This window comes from Roseibium sp. MMSF_3544 (assembly GCF_030732845.1).
In the GTDB taxonomy this organism is placed as follows: Bacteria; Pseudomonadota; Alphaproteobacteria; order Rhizobiales; family Stappiaceae; genus Roseibium.
This window is the reverse complement of the sequence record NZ_JASHKA010000004.1, coordinates 23,144-46,570: the sequence shown is the minus strand read 5'-3', so window position 1 is coordinate 46,570 and position 23,427 is coordinate 23,144. Positions and strand designations below refer to the sequence as shown.

Below are 23,427 nucleotides of genomic sequence, written 5' to 3'. Positions count from 1 at the left end.
GATTTCCGGAAGGCTCATGGGGCACTGTAAATATCTGCTCGCAACAACGCCTAGAAACAGCATCACGCTGCGTTAGTAAACGCTTTCTTAAATTTAACCTTAAGATTGAACTCTCGGACATTTGATCGAGGACTGGTTGTGTTTGCGTCGCTCTGTTTGTTCAGGGGAGGACGCATGCGATCATTTGAGAAAGATCTGGATATTAACCATACGCCTCGAATTACAACTTAAAACTGAAATCCGTGGTTGCGTGTTCAAGTTGCGTAATTTACGACCGGAAGAGCGTTAAGATTCTATTAACCTTTTCCGGGGTCGAAATGCGATTTCTGATAAGAAACTTGCATGTCTTTGTATTTGCTCTGTTTTCGATCTATGCGGCTGTGTGGGTGGCGACAGAACCCGAGCGCGCCGCCGGGTTTGTACGTCCCATGGTAGAAGATGCCGTTGAGCTCAAAGACATGGCAGATGGGGCCTACAGCGACCTTCGGAATTTCAACTGGAAGAGTGCATACGACGAGTTCGTAACGCTGTATATCGCGGCAATGCGAATGCCATCTCTCGTTTTTGAAAGACTGGCTGACAGGCTCGATGACGTGGCCGAAGACTTGTCAAAACGGGCTCAAGCAGACCTGCCGGCGACGGCCTCAGGTGAGCCTTTCAGATACGCGGGTCAGCATCATGCGGATGCAAGTGCCACCGCAATGCCCTGACCGACACCAATGCACATTGTGGCGAGGGCGAGCTTTCCGCTTCGTTTTTTCAATTCAAGAGCGGCCGTACCGGCGATGCGTGCGCCCGACATGCCGAGCGGGTGACCAAGCGCGATCGCACCACCATTTGGATTGAGCGTGTCGCTGTCTTCCGGAAGACCGAGGTCGCGCATGACGGCAACCGCCTGGGCTGCGAAGGCCTCGTTCAGTTCGATGACATCGAATTCGGAGAGAGAAATTGCGAACCTTGCGCAGAGTTTCCGCGTCGCGGGCGCCGGCCCGATGCCCATGATGCGCGGCGGAACGCCTGCCGTTGCTCCACCTACGACACGGGCGATCGGGTTCAGGTTGAATTTATTTACCGCAGCCTCGGAAGCCACCAGCAGCGCAGCCGCTCCGTCATTGACCCCTGATGCGTTGCCCGCCGTAACGCTGCCGTTGTCGCGAAAGGGTGTCTTCAGCCTTTGAAGAGCGTCGAGTGTCGTTCCCGCCCTTGGATGTTCGTCCGTATCGACCAGTTTCGGGTCGCCCCTTCGCTGCGGGACCATCACAGGCACGATCTCCTGCGCCAACCGGCCGTTCTTTTGGGCAGCTTCCGTCTTGAGCTGACTTCTCAGCGCAAACGCGTCCTGGTCAGCGCGTGAAATCGCAAAGTCTTCCGCTACGTTTTCTGCAGTCTCGGGCATGGAGTCGATGCCGTATTGGCGCTTGAGCAGCGAATTGACGAACCGCCATCCTATCGTCGTGTCATAAATGTCGGCGTTGCGCGAAAACGGCGTCTCGGCCTTGGGCATGACAAAGGGCGCCCGCGACATGCTCTCAACGCCGCCGGCAATGGCAAGATCAAGTTCGCCGGACTTGATCGCCCGGGTTGCCGTCATCAGGGCGTCCAGGCCCGAGCCGCACAGACGGTTGAGAGTGAGGCCCGGCACGGTGTCGGGGAGGCCCGCAAGCAGGGATGACATGCGCGCCACATTGCGGTTGTCTTCCCCGGCCTGGTTGGCACATCCGTAGAAGACATCGTCCAGTGCAGACCAGTCCACGTCAGAATTGCGTTCGATCAGTGCCTCGATCGGAATGGCACCGAGGTCATCTGCACGCACTGAAGACAGGATACCGCCATATCGGCCGATAGGCGTGCGCACGTAGTCACAGATGTAAGCGTGATGCATGAAGGGCTTCCTGGAGACAACTTTTTCAGAGCACAAGTCTGTAAGATATCCGCCCGTGGATGCAAGGCCGCTGCGCTTGCCCGGGACGGCGCTTGGTCATTCGCCGTCCGCATGCCGCAGAATATCGTCCTCTCCGAGATAGGTCCCGGACTGCACCTCGATCATCCGCACCGGTATCCTGCCGGGATTGTGCAATGTGTGCTGGGCGCCAAGCGGAACATAGGCGGATTGATTCTCTGTGAGCAGTGATGTCTGGCCACCGATGGTGATCTCAACGGTGCCCGACACGACGATCCAGTGTTCGGCGCGGTGAAGATGGCTCTGAAGCGTAAGGCGTTTGCCGGGCTTGATCATCATGGACTGGACCGCGAAGCGGTCGCCTGTACTTATACGCTCCGTATACCCCCAGGGCTTGTAGGCGCGGGGATGGTGGTCAACCTCGTGCCGGCCTTCGGACTTCAATTGTTCCACGACATTCTTGACGTCTTGCGCATGGTCCTTGTGCGCCACGAGAACGCTGTCGCTGGTGGCAATGACCATCACGTCTTCGAGACCGATGACTGAAACCAGACTTTGCTGCGAGTAGGCGAGGCAATTCCTGCTATGGAGAAAACGGGTGTCGCCAAGGCCGGTGTTTCCGTCTGCGTCTTTGTCAAGAACGGTCCAGATCGCCGACCAGGATCCGAGGTCGTCCCACTCCGGTGCCACTGGTGCACAGGCGACGTTGGCCGCTTTCTCCATGATTGCATAGTCAACGGAGATGTTGTCGAGCTTCTCAAAGTTGGCCCGGTCAATGCGGGTAAAATCAAGATCGCTATGACGCGTTTCCATGACAGCGGTAATGCTCTTATAGAGCGCCGGCTGATGGGTCTTGAATGCCTCGATCATTGTCTGCGCCGAATAAAGGAAAATGCCGGCGTTCCAGGCATAACTGCCGTCGGCCAAGAAGGCCTTGGCCCGGTCGAGGTCGGGTTTTTCGACGAACTTTTCAACTGCGCGCACCGGAGCATCACCTGGTGCGATCTTGATATAGCCGTAACCGGTGTTCGGCTCGCTCGGGGTGATGCCGAACGTGACGATTGATCCGCTCCTTGCCGCGTTTTCAGCCGCGTGAACTGCCTGAAGAAAAACGTCCTCCTTGCGGATCAGTTGATCGGAGGGCAGCAGCAGGATAAGCGCGTCTGGGTCGCTTTCAGAGGCGATGATTGCGGCCATCAGGGCAGGGGGCGCCGTGTTGCGCCCGACGGGTTCCAGCAGGATGGTGTTGGCTTCAATGCCCAGCTCCGACAACTGTTCGCCCATCTGAAAACGGTGCGTGTCGCTACCGATCACGATCGGTGCCGCAAAACCCGTCTGGTTGACCCTTTTGCAAGTCTTTTGGAACAGGCTTTCGCCGTCGAACAGCGGCAAAAACTGCTTCGGTCTGTCCTTGCGCGAGAGTGGCCACAACCGCGAGCCGACGCCACCAGACAGAATGCAGGGAAATATCATGGACTTGATCCCGAAAACACGCGATTTCTCAGTTCCTATATATACATCAATGCATCTGAATTGATTAACGGCTTACGTTCGGACGGGTTTGGACTTGGTGGTAAGATGTGAAACGAGACAGCCCGGCCCATATACCTTGTCGCGGTCCTTGGTTTGTGTGTCTTGAGGCTTGTCCCCGGGGCCAGACTCGTGAGAAGGATGAGGCAGGATGCGGAGAATGAAACAGCAACCCGGGGCGAAAAAATCAGGAGACCGTCCGTGACTGTGCATGCGCACCCCGAATTGACGAAGAACCAGGCCTTGGTATTCGGCTCTCTATCGGATGCCGGTGGACCGCTGACGGCTTATGCAATCCTTGATCTGCTGCGCGAGAACGGCTTCAGAGCGCCGCTTCAGGTCTATCGGGCACTCGACAAGCTGGTTGAGTACGGCATGGTTCACCGGCTTGAAAGCCTGAATGCTTTCGTCGCTTGCAGCCACAAGGGGTGCTCAGATCATGGCACCGCGGCTTTTGCCATCTGCGAGCAATGTGGTGACGTCATCGAATTCGCGCCGAGCGAGGCAATCAATCTGCTGAATGCTTGGACGCAGGCAGAAGGCTTCAAACTGTCGGGCGCAACCATCGAACTTCGCGGAACCTGCAAGCACTGCTCGTCCCAGGGCTGATTGCGCCTCTTTGAAATTTTGCCGCGGCAAAGCCTGTTGCAGGTTTTTCACCTGCTTCTTATGGTCCGCATTCGGCCGGGGATTGTGTCGATTCCAACCGGCCATGCGCATTGAGGGAGAGCGGCATGTCCTTGCTGGTTGCTGGGCTGATAATTTTTTTGGGCATTCACACCCTGCCAATGATGCCGGCAAAGCGCGATGCACTTATCGCCCGGCTTGGCGAGAATGGCTATAAAGGCGTCTTCGCACTCGCTTCCGCGGTCGGGTTCGCCCTGGTGATCTACGGGTACGGGGTGGCGCGGTTTGATGGCCCGCCACTGCTCTATGATCCACCAATCTGGCTGAACCACGTCACGATGCTGCTGATGGTTCCGGTCTTCATTTTTCTGGTAGCAGCTTATGTGCCCTGCAAGATCAACCGCGCCCTGAAACATCCGATGCTGGTTGCCGTCAAGCTTTGGGCCTTCTCCCACCTCCTTGTGAACGGTGATCTTGCCTCCGTGCTGCTCTTCGGTGGATTTTTTCTCTGGGCTGTCGCCGACCGAATTTCGCTTAAGCGGCGCGGACCGAATGCCGGGAAGGTTGCCTCGGCAGTCGCCGCGCCCGGCAAGTATTCAGATGTTTGGGTGATTCTTGTCGGCCTCGTCATCTACGGATTGTTCGTTTGGAAACTTCATGTACTTCTCATCGGCGTTCCGGTGGGATAGGACGGCTCAAGCGAAAATCATAAGGGATTTTGTCAATTCGGGACGAATTGCCCCACTTGCGCCACGAACGGCGGTTTTAAGCCCGATCAGGGAATTGCCCGAGACGGATCAAATGGATAATGTGCGCCACTCGTAACGGGGTGGTGGCCGGGCTTGCGGCCGGGCCGTTAGAGTAAATGCAGGAACAAGACACGTATGTCTGACATTTTTCGTGAAGTCGACGAAGACATCCGCCAGGAGAAGTATCGTCGACTCTGGACCAGATTCGGCGGTTGGGTCATCGGCTTTGCGGTATTGATCGTGATTGGAACCGCCGGCTATCGCGGTTGGCTTTATTGGCAGGAAACACAGGCGCAACAGGCCGGAGACACATATTTCGAAGCCATGCGGCTGTCGGGGGAACGCAATTTCGATGAAGCGGCTGTCCTCTACGGCGAATTGGAGGGAGCCGTTGGCGGTTACCCGGCGCTGGCCAAGTTGCGTTTGGCAACGGACCTTGCAAGCTCCGGTCAGGCAGAGCAAGCGCTTGCCGAATTCGACGCGCTTTCGCGAGACAATAGCCTGATGGAAGCGCTGCGCAGCGTGGCGGCTTTGCGGGCCGGATACATTGCCGTCGATCTTGAAGATTATGCTGCTGTCGCCGACAGGGTTGAGAGAATGACCGCCGACACGGATCCGTTTCGTGCCGCCGCACGTGAACTTCTTGCTTTAAGTGCCTGGAAAAACGGCGATATAGAAACGGCGCAAACTTGGATTACCGCCCTGGAGGACGACCCGGAAACACCGGTTGATGTCAGCCGGCGCACCTCTCTTCTAAGTGATGTAATTCGAGCCGGCAAAAGCGGCGGTGCGACGGACGGTGAAGGAAACAGTCAGTGACACTTGCGACAGGTATTTCCGGCAAAAGCGGTTTTTTGAGCATATGTGCGCTTTGCCTGGCGCTTACCGGGTGCGGCTCAGTCAGTGAATTCGGCGAATCCATCAATCCGTTTTCGCGCGAAAAAATCCTTCCCGGAGAGCGGCAGCCCGTTTTCGATGGCGCTGACCCGGCGGCAAGGGCTCTCGGACAGACAGCCAATGTCGGTCCGGCAACTGGCGGTCAAAGCTGGACGACAAGCGGTGGCGGCCTCACGAACGATCCAGGGAATGTGGCCGTATCGATTTCCGGAAACACCGCCTGGAGAACCAATGTCGGATCGTCCGGGCGCGGGATTACGTCGTCGGCCCTGAGGGTGTCGGCGCGGCCGGTCAGCGACGGCAGCAAAATCTACCTCTACAAGCCGAACGGAGAAGTGGTCGCCCTGTCGACAGCGGGTGGTCGCGTCTGGACACAGAACCTCCGCCCGGAAGGTGAACGCGACATCGGACCAGGTGGCGGCGTAACCGTGGCGAACGGCGTCGTCTATGCGGCGACCAGCTACCGGCAGCTCATCGCGCTTGATGCGGGTTCGGGTCAGGTGCTTTGGACAGCGGACCTCGACACGCCGGCACGCGGTGCGCCTGTTGCGGGTGACGGGCAGGTTTTCGTCGTGTCGCAGTCCAACGAGGTTTATGCGGTTTCGCAGGCGGACGGCACGATTACATGGTCCTACGCCGGCGTTGAGGAAACCGCAGGATTGCTCTCCGCAGCGAACCCTGCGATTTCCGGCAACCGCGTCATCGTTCCGTTCTCGTCCGGGGAAATCATGGCGATTGACATCAAGTCCGGCGAAGCAGCCTGGATCGACAGTGTCTCGCGCGGTTTCAGGACATTGGCCCTTTCCGGGCTTGCGGATGTGTCGGCCAGCCCCGTTGTTTCCGGCAACATAGTCTACGCCACCGGCGTCGCCGGCAGGACTGTTGCAGTTGAAACCCGCACTGGCCTTCGCCGGTGGGAACAGGACCTCGGCAGCGTGCACACGCCTGTTGTTTCCGGCAGCGCACTCTTCATGGTGGACTTGGACGACCGTATGGTCGCACTCGACCTGAAAAACGGCGAAACCCTTTGGGCAACGTCATTGCCGAGGCCGGAAAAGAAAAAGCGCAGACGGAACTGGGCCGGCCCCATCCTGGCAAATGGGGCACTGGTGGCGTTTTCGAGCGATGGCCAGATTGCAATCGTTGATGCGTCTTCCGGAAACATCATGACCACCCAGCGCACGAACGCGGATGTCTATGTCACTCCAATTGTCGCCGGCGGACGCATCATTGTCCTGAGCGGCAACGACGGGGTCACGGCAATCAACTAGAGCCATTCACGGTCGGCTTCGGCCCTGTTGTTCAGGGATCAGCTTTTTCGCACCGGGAAAGATGCCGGCTTGGTGGACATCCGGTCCGAATCGATTGGATGTCATGCGTAGATCGATATAAGTACGTCGGAGCATCCCGGCTGCGTTCTGCAGAACGCAGCCGGGATGCTCTGAATTTTTCGGGACGGGTCCAAAACAAGCCGTCTATCAGGAGTAACTGACGTGGGCGCAACAGTCGCCATCATCGGACGGCCGAATGTCGGCAAGTCCACCTTGTTCAATCGCCTGGTCGGCAAACGGCTTGCCCTGGTCGACGACACGCCTGGTGTGACGCGCGATCGGCGCCCGGGCGAGGCGCGTCTTGGTGACCTGAGGTTCACGATTATTGACACCGCCGGATTGGAAGAGGCCGACAGGAACACACTTGAAGGCCGCATGCGGCGCCAGACCGACGAAGCGATTGAGACCGCCGACGCGGTCCTTTTCTTGATCGACGCCCGCGCGGGCGTCACGCCGCTCGATGCGCATTTCGCCGAAGTGGCGCGCAAGACCACGCGGCCCGTTATCCTGCTTGCAAACAAGGCTGAGGGCCGCGCCGGCGAGAGCGGTCTTTATGAATCCTATTCGCTCGGGCTTGGCGAACCAATCGCGATTTCCGCAGAGCATGGCGAAGGACTGGCTGACCTTTATGACGCCCTGAAACCGCATGTCGACAGGGTGTCGGAAGAAGAAGAAGCCAAGCGTGAGGAAGCCGTCACGAATGTTGATGTCGACGAGGACGGCGAGATCATCGACGAAGAGGACCCGGCCGGAACGCAGGAAAGGCCTCTGCGTGTCGCGATCGTCGGCAGGCCAAATGCAGGCAAGTCCACCCTGATCAACAAGATGCTGGGTGAAGACCGCATGCTGACCGGACCGGAAGCCGGGATCACGCGGGATTCCATTTCGGTCGACTGGGTCTGGCAGGACCGTCACATAAAGCTTTTCGACACGGCAGGTATTCGCAGGAAGGCACGGGTCCAGGAGAAGCTGGAAAAGCTCTCCGTGGCAGACGCCCTGCGGGCGATCAAGTTTGCGGAAGTCGTCGTCGTGACGCTCGACGCCACGATGTCCTTTGAAAAGCAGGATCTGCAGATTATCGATCTTGTTGCACGCGAAGGCCGGGCCCTGGTCATTGCGATCAACAAATGGGATCTGATCGAAGATCGCGAAGCCGCCTGGAAGAAGATCCGCGACGCCAACGAGCGCTATTTCAATCAGATCAGGGGTGTCCAGATCGTGACCTTGTCTGGTCTTCAGGGACAGGGTCTCAATCGTTTGGTCGAAAGCGTCTTCAAGGCGTATGAAGCCTGGAATGCCCGGGTTTCGACCTCCAAGCTGAACCGTTGGCTGGACCGCGTAACGGTCAACCATCCGCCGCCGGCTGTCGCCGGACGCAGGGTCCGTCTGCGTTACATGACACAGCCGAAAACGCGGCCGCCCCATTTTGTCGTCTTCTGTTCCCGGCCGGAACAACTGCCGGAAAGCTACACGCGCTATCTGGTAAATTCCCTGCGGGAGACATTCAATATTCAAGGCACGCCCGTGCGGTTGGCCTATCGCAAGGGGGACAACCCCTACGCACCCAGGAAGAAACGAAAGATCCAGTAGCGTTGGTCCGGCATTGCGCAGCGTACGCGTTGCCAAAGGTGCAACAGCCTGCCGGATTTGTTGTTTAGGTCCCAAAGGAGCATTTTGATGATTTCCGAACGGCTTGCTTTTGCCGAAAGTCTTGCGATCAGGGCCGGAGAACTCGGCCTGGAGTACTTCCGGAAACTCGATACGCTGACGATTACTCAGAAGGGACACCAGGATCTGGTTTCAGAGGCCGACAGAAACGTCGAGACGCTGATCCGTCAGGAACTTGCCAAGTCCTATCCGGACGACGGTATTCTGGGTGAAGAACACGGTATGGAGGAGGGCGGTTCCGGTTATACCTGGGTGATCGATCCAATCGATGGAACTGCCAATTTCGTTACCGCAATCCCGCAATGGTGCGTGATCATCGCCTGTGTTCACCAGGGCCAGATCATTGTCGGAGTTATCCATGATCCGGTTGCCGGGGAAACCTTTACCGCTGGTGCTGGACACGGTGCGTTCCTGAACGGCAAACCGATCAGGTCATCAGACAGCCAAAGTCTGACCAACGGCTCTGTCGGTGTTGGCTTCAATGGACGGACGGCTCCGACCGATGCCGTCAACGTAATCGGGGCACTTGTGTCCAAGGGCGGCGTCTTTTTCCGCAATGCTTCCGGAGGCCTCATGCTGGCCTACGCGGCATCCGGTCGCTTGATTGGCTATGTGGAAGCACACATGAACGCGTGGGATTGCCTTGCAGGCTTGCTGATCGCGAGGGAAGCCGGCGTTGAAGTGATGGAGCAGGATATCACGCACGCGCTTTACCACGGCGCACGTGTCGTGGTTGGCGCGCCGGGTGTCTTCAACGAAATCAAGGAAATTGCCGAAAGTTCATTTGCCCCTCTCGAGGCGGCCTGAGCGAGCGAAACTAAACGTGCTGGTCGACCAGGACCGGATTACCGTCCGGATCGATCAACACGAAACTGGCCGGGCCGGTAGTGGTTTCATCGGCCTCGGATTCGAACGCATAGCCCTTGGCCATCAGCTTCTTCTGGAGGTCGCGAATATCCTCAAATTCGTCCAGTTTCTGCGCGCTCTGATCCCAGCCGGGATTGAAGGTCAGCATGTTCTTTTCAAACATTCCCTGGAAGAGGCCGATGACGGTGTCACCGTTTTTCAGGATCGCCCAGCCGTCCGAGCCTGATCCGCCCATGTCCGAGAACCCGAGGCCCTCGTAGAAAGCTTTCGATTTCTGAAGGTCCTTGACTGCCAGACTGATTGAAAACGCACCGAGTTTCATGTTGCCTCTCCCATGACCGTTTGGGGAACCGCGACATGGTTTCAAATGAGGCTTGTGTGTTCAAGCACAGATTGAAACCACTTCACTTTGAAACGTCGGGTCTGGATGCTCATGCGGCCGGCCTGTAGCCCTCAAGCGCTGCGGTTTTGCAAGACGTCTGTGCGCAGGTGCAGGTTCTTTCCCGAAGGCTCGTCATCACATTCAAAAACGCCGCAACTCACACGCTGCCGGCACAAATGCATTTTTGAATGGAGATTGTAGCTGTGGATAGACAACGATTTGACGAATACATGGACGCCCTGTCTGGCCCTGAGGACCAGATCCAAGACGTTGATACCGATGCTTTTCATTTTGACTTTGATGACCGGAACGACGGCGCGAACCAGGCAGGCGACAAGAACCACAGCGACTGGTGCCATTTGGACTGGTTGGGTGTTGTTGCCAATCCGGCGGTGGAAACGGAACGCGGAAAAATATCGGTTCTTGCAGACGTTGCCGAATCGACCCTGGAAACATCGAACGATGACCTGAGGCCATCCGAGCCTGGACAGCAAGCGTGGGATGAGTCGATTACCCTGAACTTCATCGAAATCTAAGGTCAGGCGCCATTCATTTGGCTGCGTTGGTAGGGGTGAATTTGTTCAGATTCGACGCGCGAAACTTCTGGAAACTGTCCGGTTTCCAATGACTTGCAACTAGGCGATCGGGCAAATTCACTCTATCCCGCAAGGGCGCAAAAACGGCTTTGATCTGCTGCATCGGAAGGTTCAATCGGGCAGCAAGCCCGCTTGTCGCGCTATTCCTGACAGGTCATCGCGATTTGCCGCGCCAATTACCGAAACTAATGAGTCCTGGCCCTAATAGCCAAGATAAGCTGCAAGCGAGTGCCGGGTCTCTTCCGTGTAGTGAAATGCGTTCCAGCCAAGCGAGCGGGCGGTGCGCACATTGACTGCGCTGTCATCGATAAGGAGCATTTCTCCCGGCGCAACGCGAAGCGTATCGGTGACGTGATGGAAGAACGCTGCATCGGGTTTTGCAAACCCAATGCGCCCGGACGAAAAGACGTGGCTCACACGCTTTGCGAACCCGGTCGTCTCCTCGATGTAGGTTGCGCGGTAATGCTCGTTGTTGGTTGCGATCACCTGGACAATGCCCTCAGCGGCAAGCTTGTCAAGAAGATCACCGGAAAGCGGATCTTGCAGGTCATCTTTTGCAAACCAGTATTCCAGGACATCTTGCGCCTTGTGGGAGTATCCGCCGGCGGTGAGCCACGCACCCACATGTTCATGCAGATCTTTTTTCCCGGAAATGACATCCGGAAAGGACCCATCGAAAACTCCTGCCTCAAACTCTTTCGAAGGGAGGCCGAGATCTTCTTCAATCATGTCAGCCCAGACAAACCGTCCATCGACCACGTTGCGATTGAGAACACCGTCGAAATCCCACGCAATTGCCTTGAGTTTGCTTTTCACGATGGGGCTCCGAAAATCAGGGGGGGTGCTGAAGGGATTGAGCTATTCAGCAGGAAATCTTCGCGCTAGCGCAGGTCCATCCATTCGCCGCTGACGCGATCGTAGAGAGCACCGGTGCGGAAGACGTCGGTCTTTATCAGGTCCAGAAGTTCTTCGGCCACCTCCGATGGGGCTGGCAGATTGTCGGGCGATTCTCCCGGCATCGCCTTGGCGCGCAGCCCAGTGCGGGTTGGGCCGGGGTCGGCGAGGTTGATCTTCATGGCCGTCTGCAGGCTCTCGTTGGCCCAGGTCTTTGCCATTGCTTCAACAGCAGACTTGCTGATCGATTGCAGGCCCCAAAAGGCGGTCCGGGTCTGCGCCTGCACGGACGTTAGAAACAGTGCCCGGCCGGCATCGGATTGCCGCAGGAGCGGATCCAGGGAGCGGATCAGGCGCCAGTTGGCGGTCACGTTCACCGCAACGACCTTTTCAAAGTCTTTTGGGCTGATATGGCCAATCGGTGACAGCACGCCGAGCATGCCCGCATTGCCGACAAGAATATCGAGCTTCTTCCAGCGCTCGTAGATGGCGGCCCCGAGGCGGTCAAGCGCGTCGAAATCCATCAGGTCCAGGGGAACCAGGGTGGTCTGTCCGCCGGCCGCCTTGATCTCGTCGTCCAGATCTTCCAAACCGCCGACGGTTCGAGCCAGCGCGATGACGTGTGCGCCCCGTTCGCCGAGTTGTTTTGCAATCTGATAGCCAATACCCCGGGAGGCGCCGGTCACCAGCGCGATCCGGCCTTCAAAGTCGCGTTCCATTTTTCTCTCTTAGCCGACCTCCACCAGGCGCGGCGCACTGATGAATTCCTGGTCTTCGGAAAGATCCGTCAGCGGCGTCGGATAGTCGCCGGTGAAGCCGTGGTCGGTGAATTGCGGATTTTCGTCGTCACGCCCCTCATACCCCATGGACTTATACATGCCGTCCACGGACAGGAATGCCAGGCTATCGGCGCCGATATAAGCGCACATTTCTTCCAGGCTGTATTTGGCCGCCAGGAGTTTCTCGCGCACCGGTGTATCGATGCCGTAGTAGTCGGAATATCTGATCGGCGGGCTGGCAAGGCGGAAATGCACTTCCTTGGCACCGGCCTCGCGGATCATCTGGACGATTTTGACCGAAGTCGTGCCCCGCACGAGACTGTCGTCGACAAGGACAACACGCTTGCCCTCAATCTGTGACCGGTTTGCACTGTGCTTCATCTTCACACCAAGCGCCCGGATCTGCTGCGTCGGTTCGATGAAGGTTCGTCCGACATAGTGATTGCGGATGATGCCGAGTTCGAAAGGAATGCCGCTTTCCTGGCTGTATCCGATCGCGGCCGGAACGCCGCTGTCCGGTACGGGTACGATCACGTCAGCTTCGACACTGGTTTCGCGCGCAAGCTGCTTGCCCATTTCGCTGCGAACATCGTAGACGCTGCGACCGCCCAGAATGGAATCCGGCCGTGAAAAATAGATGTACTCAAAGATGCAGGGCCGTGCTTTGCGCTTGCCGAACGGGAAATAGGACTGGATCCCTGTCGACGTACAGACGATCACCTCGCCGTTTTCTACTTCGCGGATGAATTTCGCGCCAATGATATCCAGAGCACAAGTCTCGGAGGCAAGGATCGGAGCTCCGTTCAGGTCACCGAGCACGAGGGGGCGAATACCGAGCGGATCCCGGGCACCGATCAGTTTCTTGGACGTCAGGGCGACAAGGGAATAGGCGCCTTCCATCTGCATGATTGCTTCGATGAAGCGCTCGATGATCTTGGCCTTGCGCGAGCGGGCAACCAGTTGCAGGACAACTTCTGAGTCAGAAGTGGACTGGCAGATCGCGCCGTCCCGGATCAACTGTTGTCTCAGGGTGAGGGCGTTGGTGAAGTTGCCATTGTGGCAGACCGCAATGCCGCCGCCGTCGAGTTCCGCAAACAGGGGCTGAACGTTTCGAAGAATGGTTTCGCCGGTCGTTGAATAGCGGACATGACCGACGGCTGCCCGCCCGGTCAGCCGTCCGATGGTTTCGGCGTCGGAGAAGTGATCGCCGACCAGGCCAAGGTGCCGTTCTGCCCGGAACTGTTCATTGTCGAATGTCACGATGCCGGCAGCTTCCTGCCCGCGGTGCTGGAGAGCGTGAAGGCCGAGAGCGGTGAGGGCGCTCGCGTCCTCATGCCCGAGAATTCCGAAGACGCCGCATTCTTCGCGAAGCGTATCGCCATCCATGTCGCATTGTTCGTGCACTTCCGTTCCGCCAGCCATGGCGAACACTCCTCTTTTCGGCCGGCCTTTTGAACCGGCCCGGGACTTCGGATCGCTTTGCCTTCCTGAGAAAGCAGTTATGCATCCCGCACCTGAGGCCGGGATGCCATGTCAAAGTGTCTGCGCCGCCTTATGGCGTTAGTTGTTGTCGCTCGTCAGTTGTTCCAGGCCCTGACGCTCTGAGTCGCTGTATTCCGGCTCCTCAGACGGCGTTCCAGCGCCGCTGCCTGTCAGGTCCGCGTCGCGTATCCGGTCAAGGATTGCCTTTTCCGGGTCTTCCGGAAGCACGGCGACAAGTCTTTCACCGATCGACAAAAGGATCGGGCGGGATTTGGCATCCAGAACCCATTCAGGCTGCTTGTCCGGCTGAACGAACCAGTTGAAGAACATCATCGCCACGACGACCAGCAGCAGACCGCGCACCGCGCCGAACACGAAACCGAGCGTGCGGTCGAGCGCACCGATCCGGCTGTCCAGCACAAAGTCCGAAATCCGCATCGTAATGTAGCTGACAATGAGCAACGTCACCAGGAACACGGCCGCTGCCGAGGCGCCGGTCGCGACCAGGTCATGAGTTATGTATTGTTTTGCGTAAGGCAAGACCCGTTCGTAGAGCAAAAATGCCGCGGCCGCCGCCGCAACCCAGGAAACGATCGAAAGAACTTCGCGAACAAATCCGCGGATCATCGCAAGCACCGCCGAAATGAACATGATGGCCAAGAGCAGTCCGTCCAGAATGGTTATCGGCATGTTCCTGAAAAGTCCCTTTGTCTGGCGCCCAGAAATGAGCTGAAGTCTCTATTCCGATCCCGGGTGCATCATGCGTCAAGTGCCCCCCGACGCACTAGCCTCAGCCGAGAGTTTGGCGACAAAGTCCCCAAGTTCCGCAAGGCCAGTTGCCTTGAATGCCGATCCTGCCCCGTCCTTGAGGTTGCCCTCCGGACAAATCGCCTGATCGAAGCCGAGTTTTTCCGCTTCCTTTAGCCTGGACTGCGCCTGGGCCACAGGCCGAATGGCGCCCGACAGGCTAACCTCGCCGAAATAGACGCAATTGGCCGGAAGGGCAAGCCCGCTAAGTGACGATATCAAGGCCGCCGCGACAGCAAGATCGGCTCCAGGTTCGTTGATTTTAAGGCCGCCCGCCACATTGAGGTAAACATCGTGCTGTGAGAAACGGACTCCACAGCGTGCTTCCAGCACTGCCAGGATCATGGAGAGGCGTGCATTGTCCCAGCCGATCACCGCTCTGCGCGGGGTTCCAAGCGTTGATTGGGCGACCAGCGCCTGGATCTCGATAAGCAGGGGCCGGGACCCTTCAAGACCGGCAAATACCGCAGCTCCAGGCGCCGAGGTCGTCCGGTCTCCCAGAAAGAGAGCCGATGGATTGGCGACTTCGACGAGGCCCTTGCCGGTCATTTCAAAGACGCCGATTTCATCGGTCGCACCGAAGCGGTTCTTGACCGAACGCAGAATGCGGTACTGATGCGCACCGTCGCCTTCGAAGTAGAGAACGGCATCGACCATATGCTCCACCACGCGCGGACCGGCAATTTGACCGTCCTTTGTTACATGCCCGACCAGAACCAGCGTCGTTCCGTTCTTCTTGGCGTAACGCACCATTGCCTGTGCAGAGGCGCGAACCTGCGTGACCGTTCCTGGAGGCGATTCCACCTGGTCGGTCCACAGGGTTTGAACCGAATCCAGGATCAGCATGGCAGGAGGTGTGTCGGCTTCGAGCGTTGCAAGAATATCCTCAACGCTCGTTTCGGCAGCCAGTGCAACGGGCGCGTCGGACAGCCCCAGACGTTCGGCGCGCAACCGTACCTGACCGATTGCTTCTTCACCTGAGATATAGACCGTCTTGTGGCCGAGATGCGCCAGCTGGGCCGCGGCCTGGATCAGAAGAGTGGATTTGCCGATACCAGGATCGCCGCCCACCAGAAGCGCGGATCCGCGGACGAAGCCGCCACCGGTGACCCGGTCCAGCTCAGCAACGTTGGTTTGAATGCGAGGGGCTTCCTTGGCGTCGCCGGAAAGACCGACCAGAGGAACAACGCGTCCCTTGCTGCGCGAAGCGCGACCCGGACCACCGCCTATACCGCCACCGGTCTGTTCCTCGACGATTGAATTCCATTCGCCGCAGGATTCGCAGCGACCGACCCATTTGGCTGTGACAGCTCCACAGGACTGGCACACAAATGAGCTTGACCTTCGCGCCATCGAAAACTGCTCCGATCAGGTGAGGGGGGCATAGATGCGTTCAAAACGCTGCCCGAGGCTCGTGAGATATTCGTAATCGATTGTCTCCGCATAAGCTGCCAGGTCCGCAGCTGCAACATTGGGTCCGAGCATTTCCACAAACGCGCCGCGTTTGACCAGGTGATCTGGAACATCCGTGACGTCCAGCGTGATCATGTCCATGGAGATCCGGCCCAAGATGGGCGCCCTATGACCACCGATCATCGCGAACCCGCCCGGGCGATCGTCGGACGAACTCGCGCCGCGCAGCAGTCCGTCCGCATAACCGGCAGCAACGACAGCGTTCCTGAGGGGGCGGTTCGCCGTATGGCGTGCGCCGTAGCCGATGGTGTCGCCTTCTGGGACATCCCGCACAATCATGATCCGCGCTTCGACTTTCGCAACGGGTGTCATTGGATTGGGCGTGTCCTCGATGGCCTGCCCTCCGTAAAGAGCAATGCCCGGCCGCACGAGGTCGAAGTGGAACTCCTGTCCCATAAGGGTTCCGGCAGAATTTGCCAGGGATCGCGGAATGTGCGCATGCGGTTCGGTGATGTCCCGAAAGAGTTCGAGCTGGTGAATGTTCATCACGTGATCAGGCGTTGAACCGCATGCAAGATGGCTCATCAGGAGCTTGGGAACAAAAGGACCCATGAGGTCGGCGTTGGAAAGCGTTGCCGAAAACTCGTCCGGTGAAAGCCCCAGCCGATGAATGCCCGTGTCGACGTGAACGGCAGCATCAAGTGATTTTCCCGCAGACTTGCAGACATCAATCCACTCCGTCAGCTCGTCATGGGAGCCGAGTACGGGCCGGATTCCGTGTTCGAGATAGTGGTCGACCGTACCGGGCAGCAGACCGTTCAGTGCATAGATCACCGCATCGGGCAGCACTTTTCTGAGCGACAGGGCCTCGGTTGGAACAGCAACAAAAAATGTGCGGCAGCCGGCATCGAACAGCGCTTTGCCTGCAGCTGCCTGTCCCATGCCGTAAGCGTCCGCCTTGATTGCAGCCGCACATTCCGTCGAACCGCTCAATCTGTTCTTCAGATAGCTCCAGTTCCGCGCAATCGCGTCCAGATCAATTGTCAGGCGGCCGCCGTATAAATCGGAGTGAAAGGCGTTTTCCGTGTGTGAAGGCACAGTCCGGTTTTGCTCCAGCGAAATGAAACGTCTGTGGAATCGCCGGCGAGTTTAGCGCATCGTCCACGATCTGTGCCATTTGAAAAATCGACGAGGAATGCGGCGTATTTACACCGCCGGCAACCTTTGGATTTCAAGCTAGTGAAGCCTAATCCTAGGTATGGAAGCTAGTCCTGGTAGAGAAACTCGATGCCGGCTTCGTCGGTTCGGATCCAGCGGATTTCTCCGTGAAACCGGAGTTTGCGGCTTTCCACTTCGACGATAACGGCGTCGTTTTGGGCAAGATCCTTGGTTTTGGTGGCAATCCGGCACCCGCCCGCGCTGATGTCTTCAACGACGCAGGGACGATGCGAGTTGTTGTGTTTCAGAATGCCGGGCCACTTGCACCGCTTGCGCGGGAAGATGCGGGCTTCTTCCAACAGTTTTTGCGCCGATGAATACACGCTGTCTCTTTTCCAAAAATACGAACGCGAACGCGATTATTTACCTAGGGTAAATAGCGAGGCTTAATGATGGTTTAAAATTGTTAATTTGTACGAGCCGGCAGACCGGTCGCTGGCCTTCGATTTCAAAGTCTCGAGACATTCCGGTTAGGGGGAACAGACACGCCAACAACACGTCTGTTCAAACCATTCTGTCAAGCGAGTGGGAATTGACTACTCGTAGCGCTCCGGCAGGTGGTCGTCTTCTGCCAGGTCGGAGAAGCGGGTGAATTCGCCCTGGAAGTGCAGGTTGGCCGTTCCCGTCGGTCCGTGGCGCTGCTTGGCAATGATGACTTCAGCCTTTCCCCTTGCCGCATCATGCTTGGATTCCCAGGCAGCGTATTCGGGCGATCCGATCTCCGGTTCGGTTTTGGAGAGGTAATACTCCTCGCGGTAAACGAACAAAATGACGTCCGCGTCCTGTTCGATGGACCCCGATTCGCGAAGGTCCGACATCATCGGCCGTTTGTCGTCGCGCGATTCCACTTGGCGGGAAAGCTGTGACAAAGCAATGATCGGGACGTTGAGCTCCTTTGCGAGCGCTTTCAGGCCCGTTGTGATTTCCGTGATTTCCTGGACCCGGTTGCCGGAGTTCTTCGCAGATCCTGAGAGCAACTGGATGTAGTCGACCACCAAGAGGTCAAGGCCGCGCTGGCGCTTTAGCCGGCGGGCTTTGGCCACCAGCGACGCAATCGAGATGCCACCCGTCTGGTCCACATGAAGCGGCACCGTTTGCATTGTCTGGGCGCATGCGGCGAGTTTTTCAAACTCCGCTTCGGTAATGTCTCCGCGGCGAATCTTGGAAGACGAGATTTCTGCCTGCTCGGAAATAATACGGGTCGCGAGCTGTTCGGCCGACATTTCGAGTGAGAAAAAGCCCACAACCCCGCCATTGACGGTCTTGAGTGTTCCGTCCGGCTGTTCCTCGGATTTGTAGCCCTGGGCGATGTTGTAGGCGATGTTGGTTGCAAGAGATGTCTTTCCCATCGCCGGACGCCCGGCCAAAACGATCAGGTCGGACTGCTGCAGGCCACCCATCAGCCGGTCGAGCTCCCTGAGGCCCGTGGATATGCCCGAAAGCGCGCCTTCGCGGTTATAGGCTGCGTGCGCCATTTCGATGGTTTCGCTAAGCGCATCGCCGAAAGAGACGAAACCGCCCTCGCTGCGGCCGGTCTCGGCAAGTTCGAACAACCTGCGCTCCGCATCGTCTATCTGCTGCCCGGGAGGCACGTCTATGGGCGCATCAAATGCGATATTCACCATGTCTTCGCCGATCCGGATAAGGTTCCGGCGAATGGCGAGATCGTAAATGGTGCGCCCATAGTCTTCTGCGTTGATTATAGAGGCTGCATCTCCGGCTAGTCTAAGCAGGAACTGCGTCGCGGACAGGTCCGCGATCTTTGCGTCCGCGGGATAAAATGTCTTCAGCGTGATCGGGGAAGCTGTTTTCCCCGCCCGGATGAGATGGCTGATTTTTTCGTAAATGTCCTGATGGGAAGGGACGAAAAAATGATGCGGTTCCAGAAAGTCCGAGACCCGGTAGAACGTTTCGTTGTTCACCAGAATCGCGCCCAGCAGCTGTCTTTCCGCTTCCGCGTTGTGCGGCGCGAGGCGCTGGATGTCTTCTTCCGTTTCGACTTTCTGCAAACTGCCTTTCATTTCTACCCCCGATGACCCAAGTCCACCCGGCATACCCTCAGACGAAGGCGGTCTCAAGGTTCAAAAACACCTGTCAGTGTTTCCCACTGGACTGTGCAGATCAGCGGGGAAAGACTCGAATCCCGCTTGACTCCAAACCTGATTGAAGACTCAAGGCGATAGCTCTTAGCTATTGAAATTAATTGATTTTTCCAGGAGGTTAATCGCTGGTTAATAATTTGGGCAGTGGATTCAAGGCCTTGCAATCGACTCTGGAATTGCTGGTTGAGCCCGTAACCGGCACCTTGCAAATTCAATTGCTGGCAAAACAAAAAAACGGCGCTGAGAGCAGCGCCGTTCATATTTTTGCCCGAAAGCGTTTGCTGAGGATCAGACCTCTTCTTCGGCCGGAGTTTCCTCGGCAGCCTCGGTGCTTTCCTCTTCGCTGTCGCCTTCTGCTTCACCTTCACCTTCTTCGTCTTCTTCAAATTCGAAGACGTCCTGTTCGGGAGTGGTGAGGTCTTCGCCGGCCGCCTGACGGACCGCTTCGTCTTCGGAGCGGGCAACGTTGACGGAGATGGCGACTTCCACTTCCGGGTGCAGGCGGATCAGGACGCTGTGCAGACCGATTGTCTTGATCGGCGAGCGCAGTTCAACCTGGCTACGCGCTACGGTGAAGCCGCCTTCGGTCAGGCCTTCGGCAATGTCGCGGGTGGAAACAGAGCCGTAGAGCTGGCCGGTTTCGCCGGCAGAGCGGATCATGATCAGCGCTTCGCCGTCCAGCTTGGAGGCAACTGCTTCAGCTTCGCTCTTGCGTTCCAGATTACGTGCTTCGAGTTGAGCGCGCTCACGCTCGAAACGCTCCAGGTTGGCCTTGTTGGCACGAAGCGCCTTGCCCTGCGGCAGCAGGTAGTTGCGGGCATAGCCGTCCCGAACGCGGACTGTGTCGCCCATCTGTCCGAGCTTGGCGATGCGCTCAAGAAGAATGACTTGCATTTCGTTTCTCCTACTGTCCCGCCGTATGGCGGTTAGAGACCGTTTCTCCGCGGTCCCAATACGGATCTCCCGGGCGGACCCGGGAGAACGGGTTTCGTTTCAGAAACCTTAGCTGATCACGAATGGCAGCAGGCCGAGAAGGCGGGCGCGCTTGATGGCACGGGCCAGTTCACGCTGCTTTTTCGCAGAAACCGCAGTGATGCGGCTCGGAACAATTTTGCCACGCTCGGAAATGTAGCGCTGCAGAAGACGGATGTCCTTATAGTCGATCTTCGGTGCGTTGGAACCGGAGAACGGGCAGGTCTTCCTGCGGCGGAAGAAGGGACGGCGGCTCGGAAGCTGTGCAATATCAACCATTGTCTCTTACTCCTCTTCAGCACGACGGGGCGGGCGGCCGCCACCGGAACGATCACCACGGTCGCCACGATCGCCGCGATCACCACGGCCACCGCCACGGCGGTCGTCACGGTCACGCTTCTGCATCATTGCGGACGGTTCTTCGTCCAGTTCGTCGACCCGGAAGGTCATGAAACGCAGGACATCTTCGCTGAGGCCCATCTGACGCTCCATCTCGGCAACAGCCGCGTGCGGCGCCGTGATGTTCATCAGGGTGTAGTGAGCCTTGCGGTTCTTCTTGATGCGGTAGGCGAGGGACCGCAGACCCCAGTTTTCGATTTTGCCGACAGAACCACCAGCGCCTTCGATGAGGCCCTTGAACTGTTCGACGAGCGTTTCGACCTGCTGGGCCGAAACATCCTGGCGCGCCAGGAAAACGTGCTCATAAAGAGGCATGAAACAAGCCTTTCTTCGTGTTGACAACGCGGGATTGGCGCAAAGCCTCCTCGTAGACCCGGAAAGGCGCACGAGAAATCTTACGGGAGTGGGAACACGGGAAGTCGGATCTTTTGCAAAGCTCCTGGCAAACGCCCTTCCGTTCAGCCCCCGGCCAAACCCCGGATGAAGCGCGCTCTATACTCCGTTTATAGGGAATTGCAAGGACAAACCGGCTGATTGGGCACCAAAAACACCAGAACGCATCGCTGTTAAAGCATTTGTTCTGGAAAAAGCGTGCGGGATCCGACGGTCGGCCGTCCACTTCAGACGTGCCATTCGGCAGGAAATCGCGCAAAACAGCGCTAAATCGCGAAAGTTTGCCCGCTGGGCCTTGACAGCTTGGGCTAGAGCGTATCATAGCCTCGCGCCAAGTTCGCAGTCCGCCTAGCGACGGGCCGACACACTGCTTCTCTCAAAAGCTGACGGTCCAAAGTTGCAATACGGGCCAATCACGTTTCACGGAGCGTTTCCAGATGACCATAGCATTCACGTTTCCCGGACAGGGCAGTCAGAATGTCGGGATGGGCAAGGTTCTTGCCGATACCTTCCCGGAGGCGAAGGCCGTTTTCGACGAGGTGGATGAAGCTCTGGGGCAGAAACTGTCCGAGGTGATGTGGAATGGCCCGGAAGACACCTTGACGCTGACGGCCAATGCCCAGCCGGCCCTGATGGCGGTCAGCCTGGCGACAATGCGCGTGCTTGAAGCCAAGGGACTGGATCTCAAGTCGAGTGTGTCTTACGTCGCTGGTCATTCACTTGGTGAATACTCCGCGCTTGCGGCAGCCGGAAGCCTGGATATTGCGACCACCGCCCGCTTGCTGCGCGTGCGCGGCGACGCAATGCAAAATGCCGTGCCCGTCGGGGCCGGGGCGATGGCTGCCTTGCTGGGTCTTGATTTTGACGTTGCGAAGGAAGTTGCGGAAGAAGCTGCCCAGGGTGAGATCTGCCAGGCTGCGAACGACAACGCGCCCGGACAGGTCGTCGTCTCCGGCCACCTTGCCGCCGTTGAGCGCGCTGTCGAGATCGCCAAGGCAAAAGGTGCGCGCAGAGCGGTCATGCTTCCCGTTAGCGCACCGTTCCATTGTTCGCTGATGGCGCCGGCCGCAGATGCAATGTCGGCGGCGCTCGCAAATGCCGAAATCAATGTGCCAGCCGTGCCTTTGGTTGCCAATGTTCTGGCAGAGCCGATCACTGATCCGGCGGACATCCGCACGCGCCTCGTTGAGCAGGTGACCGGCACCGTTCGTTGGCGCGAGAGCATCCTCTGGCTGGCTGGCAATGGCGTCGATACCTTTGTAGAAGTCGGAACCGGAAAGGTTTTGACCGGCATGGTCAGGCGCATTCACAAGGAAGCCACGGGTCTTGCGGTGAATTCGCCTGAAGACATCGACACGCTCATGGAAAAGATCTCCGGGTAAAGCCGCTTTCTCCAGGGAAAACAAAAAGTCCCGCCTGGGACCATCACGATCAGGGAAGGACCCCAAATGTTCAGCTTGGAAGGGAAGAACGCGCTTGTCACCGGCGCGACCGGTGGTATCGGCGAGGCGATTGCACGCATGTTGCACGCCCAGGGGGCGACGGTCTCTTTGTCCGGTACGCGCGCGGAAAAGCTGGGGGCCCTGGCATCGGATCTGGGCGAGCGGGCGTTCGTAACCCCTGCAAACCTGTCGGACCGGGAAGCGGTTGATGCGCTGTTGCCGGCCGCAGAAGAAAAAATGGGCTCGGTCGACATCCTCGTAAACAACGCCGGCATTACCCGCGACAACATATTCATGCGCATGAAAGACGACGAATGGGACCAGGTGCTTGAGGTGAATCTCAGCTCCGGCTTCCGCCTTTGCCGGGCTGCGATCAAGGGAATGATGAAACGCCGGACCGGCCGCATCATCGGCATTACATCCGTCGTCGGCGTCACCGGCAATCCGGGACAGGTCAACTACGCAGCTGCCAAGGCCGGAATGATCGGAATGTACAAGTCCCTGGCCCGCGAAGTGGCCAGCCGGAACATCACGGTCAACACGATCGCACCGGGTTTTATCGAGACAGCAATGACCGATGCGCTGAACGACAAGCAAAAAGAATCGATTTTGACAAACGTGCCGGCAGGACGTCTCGGCACTTCAAACGAGATTGCCTCGGCTGCGCTTTATCTTGCGAGCGACGAGGCGGCATACATCACTGGCCAGACGCTGCACGTCAATGGCGGCATGGCTATGATTTAAAAGGAAGTTTCGCCGAGTAGGCAAAAAGAATCCGGACGGCTCAGAAGCAGTCTGGACTGGCTGGTAATGGTCAACAAAGTGTGTTACCAACCCGCCGATTGTTACGAACTGCGTCATTGTAACCGGTCCGCCGGAGGCGTGACGCTCCGACATCTTGAAGACCGCGAGTTCGCGCCACCACGATTTGATAAGCGGCATGGGGCAGTTTCGCGAGATGACTAGACGAAAAATAAGG

At 57.8% G+C, this 23,427-nt stretch carries 25 protein-coding genes; 10 read left to right on the top strand and 15 right to left on the bottom strand.

Annotated features, from left to right (window positions below):
- Positions 1-317: 317 nt before the first annotated feature.
- Positions 318-710 carry a hypothetical protein gene (locus RBB47_RS07015; RefSeq protein ID WP_305985055.1) on the top strand — a complete coding sequence of 131 codons (393 nt, stop codon included), beginning with the start codon at positions 318-320 and terminating at the stop codon, positions 708-710.
- Here RBB47_RS07015 and pcaF read toward each other — a convergent pair.
- Positions 677-1,882, bottom strand: a complete 1,206-nt coding sequence (gene pcaF, locus RBB47_RS07010; protein ID WP_305985054.1) for a 3-oxoadipyl-CoA thiolase — start codon at positions 1,880-1,882, stop codon at positions 677-679. The two genes, RBB47_RS07015 and pcaF, sit on opposite strands and share 34 nt — an antisense overlap.
- A gap of 96 nt (positions 1,883-1,978) precedes the next feature.
- Entirely contained in the window at positions 1,979-3,373 is a 1,395-nt protein-coding gene (locus RBB47_RS07005; protein WP_305985053.1) for a mannose-1-phosphate guanylyltransferase/mannose-6-phosphate isomerase, read from the bottom strand.
- A gap of 258 nt (positions 3,374-3,631) precedes the next feature.
- Here RBB47_RS07005 and RBB47_RS07000 point away from each other — a divergent pair, with 258 nt between their 5' ends.
- The 6 genes from RBB47_RS07000 (at position 3,632) to RBB47_RS06975 (ending at position 9,509) form a co-directional block, all read left to right on the top strand.
- Positions 3,632-4,039, top strand: coding sequence for a Fur family transcriptional regulator (locus RBB47_RS07000; protein ID WP_305985052.1), 408 nt, complete (start codon positions 3,632-3,634; stop codon positions 4,037-4,039).
- A 125-nt stretch (positions 4,040-4,164) separates the two neighbouring features.
- Positions 4,165-4,746 carry an NnrU family protein gene (locus RBB47_RS06995; protein WP_305985051.1) on the top strand — a complete coding sequence of 194 codons (582 nt, stop codon included), beginning with the start codon at positions 4,165-4,167 and terminating at the stop codon, positions 4,744-4,746.
- Positions 4,747-4,941: 195 nt separating this feature from the next.
- Positions 4,942-5,625, top strand: a complete 684-nt coding sequence (locus RBB47_RS06990) for a tetratricopeptide repeat protein (protein ID WP_305985050.1) — start codon at positions 4,942-4,944, stop codon at positions 5,623-5,625.
- A complete protein-coding gene (locus RBB47_RS06985) occupies positions 5,622-6,974 on the top strand; it encodes a PQQ-binding-like beta-propeller repeat protein (RefSeq protein WP_305985049.1) in 1,353 nt (450 codons plus the stop codon). Before RBB47_RS06990 ends, RBB47_RS06985 begins: the two co-directional genes overlap by 4 nt.
- Before the next feature lie 222 nt (positions 6,975-7,196).
- Positions 7,197-8,624 (top strand): ribosome biogenesis GTPase Der, encoded by a 1,428-nt coding sequence (der, locus tag RBB47_RS06980; RefSeq protein WP_305985048.1) that lies wholly within the window; start codon positions 7,197-7,199, stop codon positions 8,622-8,624.
- 87 nt (positions 8,625-8,711) lie between these two features.
- Entirely contained in the window at positions 8,712-9,509 is a 798-nt protein-coding gene (locus tag RBB47_RS06975; protein ID WP_305985047.1) for an inositol monophosphatase family protein, read from the top strand.
- A gap of 10 nt (positions 9,510-9,519) precedes the next feature.
- Here the strand turns inward: RBB47_RS06975 and RBB47_RS06970 are convergent, their stop codons facing one another.
- The gene (locus RBB47_RS06970; protein WP_305985046.1) at positions 9,520-9,891 is read right to left on the bottom strand and encodes a VOC family protein; all 372 of its coding nucleotides are present in this window, start codon (positions 9,889-9,891) and stop codon (positions 9,520-9,522) included.
- 263 nt (positions 9,892-10,154) lie between these two features.
- Here RBB47_RS06970 and RBB47_RS06965 point away from each other — a divergent pair, with 263 nt between their 5' ends.
- The gene (locus RBB47_RS06965; protein ID WP_305985045.1) at positions 10,155-10,487 is read left to right on the top strand and encodes a hypothetical protein; all 333 of its coding nucleotides are present in this window, start codon (positions 10,155-10,157) and stop codon (positions 10,485-10,487) included.
- Positions 10,488-10,748: 261 nt separating this feature from the next.
- On the opposite strand, the gene RBB47_RS06960 is transcribed toward RBB47_RS06965, so the two are convergent.
- The 12 genes from RBB47_RS06960 to rpsF form a co-directional block, all read right to left on the bottom strand.
- A complete protein-coding gene (locus RBB47_RS06960; RefSeq protein WP_305985044.1) occupies positions 10,749-11,363 on the bottom strand; it encodes an HAD family hydrolase in 615 nt (204 codons plus the stop codon).
- 65 nt (positions 11,364-11,428) lie between these two features.
- Positions 11,429-12,160, bottom strand: coding sequence for an SDR family NAD(P)-dependent oxidoreductase (locus tag RBB47_RS06955; protein ID WP_305985043.1), 732 nt, complete (start codon positions 12,158-12,160; stop codon positions 11,429-11,431).
- Positions 12,161-12,169: 9 nt separating this feature from the next.
- Complete coding sequence (gene purF, locus RBB47_RS06950) at positions 12,170-13,642, bottom strand: amidophosphoribosyltransferase (protein WP_305985042.1); 1,473 nt, start codon at positions 13,640-13,642, stop codon at positions 12,170-12,172.
- Positions 13,643-13,780: 138 nt separating this feature from the next.
- The gene (locus RBB47_RS06945) at positions 13,781-14,392 is read right to left on the bottom strand and encodes a CvpA family protein (protein WP_305985041.1); all 612 of its coding nucleotides are present in this window, start codon (positions 14,390-14,392) and stop codon (positions 13,781-13,783) included.
- Between the two features lie 75 nt (positions 14,393-14,467).
- Positions 14,468-15,862: a DNA repair protein RadA gene (radA, locus tag RBB47_RS06940; protein WP_305985040.1), complete on the bottom strand. Its 1,395-nt coding sequence runs from the start codon at positions 15,860-15,862 to the stop codon at positions 14,468-14,470.
- 15 nt (positions 15,863-15,877) lie between these two features.
- Positions 15,878-17,020, bottom strand: a complete 1,143-nt coding sequence (gene alr / locus RBB47_RS06935; RefSeq protein ID WP_305985039.1) for an alanine racemase — start codon at positions 17,018-17,020, stop codon at positions 15,878-15,880.
- Positions 17,021-17,187: 167 nt separating this feature from the next.
- Complete coding sequence (locus tag RBB47_RS06930; protein WP_305985038.1) at positions 17,188-17,463, bottom strand: PilZ domain-containing protein; 276 nt, start codon at positions 17,461-17,463, stop codon at positions 17,188-17,190.
- Between the two features lie 213 nt (positions 17,464-17,676).
- Complete coding sequence (locus RBB47_RS06925; protein ID WP_305985037.1) at positions 17,677-19,161, bottom strand: replicative DNA helicase; 1,485 nt, start codon at positions 19,159-19,161, stop codon at positions 17,677-17,679.
- Between the two features lie 53 nt (positions 19,162-19,214).
- Positions 19,215-19,502 carry a hypothetical protein gene (locus tag RBB47_RS06920; RefSeq protein WP_305985036.1) on the bottom strand — a complete coding sequence of 96 codons (288 nt, stop codon included), beginning with the start codon at positions 19,500-19,502 and terminating at the stop codon, positions 19,215-19,217.
- Between the two features lie 28 nt (positions 19,503-19,530).
- Positions 19,531-20,136, bottom strand: a complete 606-nt coding sequence (gene rplI / locus RBB47_RS06915; protein ID WP_305985035.1) for a 50S ribosomal protein L9 — start codon at positions 20,134-20,136, stop codon at positions 19,531-19,533.
- Between the two features lie 108 nt (positions 20,137-20,244).
- Positions 20,245-20,493 (bottom strand): 30S ribosomal protein S18, encoded by a 249-nt coding sequence (gene rpsR, locus RBB47_RS06910; protein ID WP_029066450.1) that lies wholly within the window; start codon positions 20,491-20,493, stop codon positions 20,245-20,247.
- 6 nt (positions 20,494-20,499) lie between these two features.
- Positions 20,500-20,928, bottom strand: a complete 429-nt coding sequence (gene rpsF / locus RBB47_RS06905; RefSeq protein ID WP_305985034.1) for a 30S ribosomal protein S6 — start codon at positions 20,926-20,928, stop codon at positions 20,500-20,502.
- Between the two features lie 515 nt (positions 20,929-21,443).
- On the opposite strand from rpsF, the gene fabD reads away from it, so the two are divergent.
- Together fabD and fabG are read left to right on the top strand one after the other, a co-directional pair.
- Positions 21,444-22,388 carry an ACP S-malonyltransferase gene (gene fabD, locus RBB47_RS06900; protein WP_305985033.1) on the top strand — a complete coding sequence of 315 codons (945 nt, stop codon included), beginning with the start codon at positions 21,444-21,446 and terminating at the stop codon, positions 22,386-22,388.
- A gap of 66 nt (positions 22,389-22,454) precedes the next feature.
- Positions 22,455-23,192 (top strand): 3-oxoacyl-[acyl-carrier-protein] reductase, encoded by a 738-nt coding sequence (fabG, locus tag RBB47_RS06895; protein ID WP_305985032.1) that lies wholly within the window; start codon positions 22,455-22,457, stop codon positions 23,190-23,192.
- Positions 23,193-23,427: the final 235 nt, after the last annotated feature.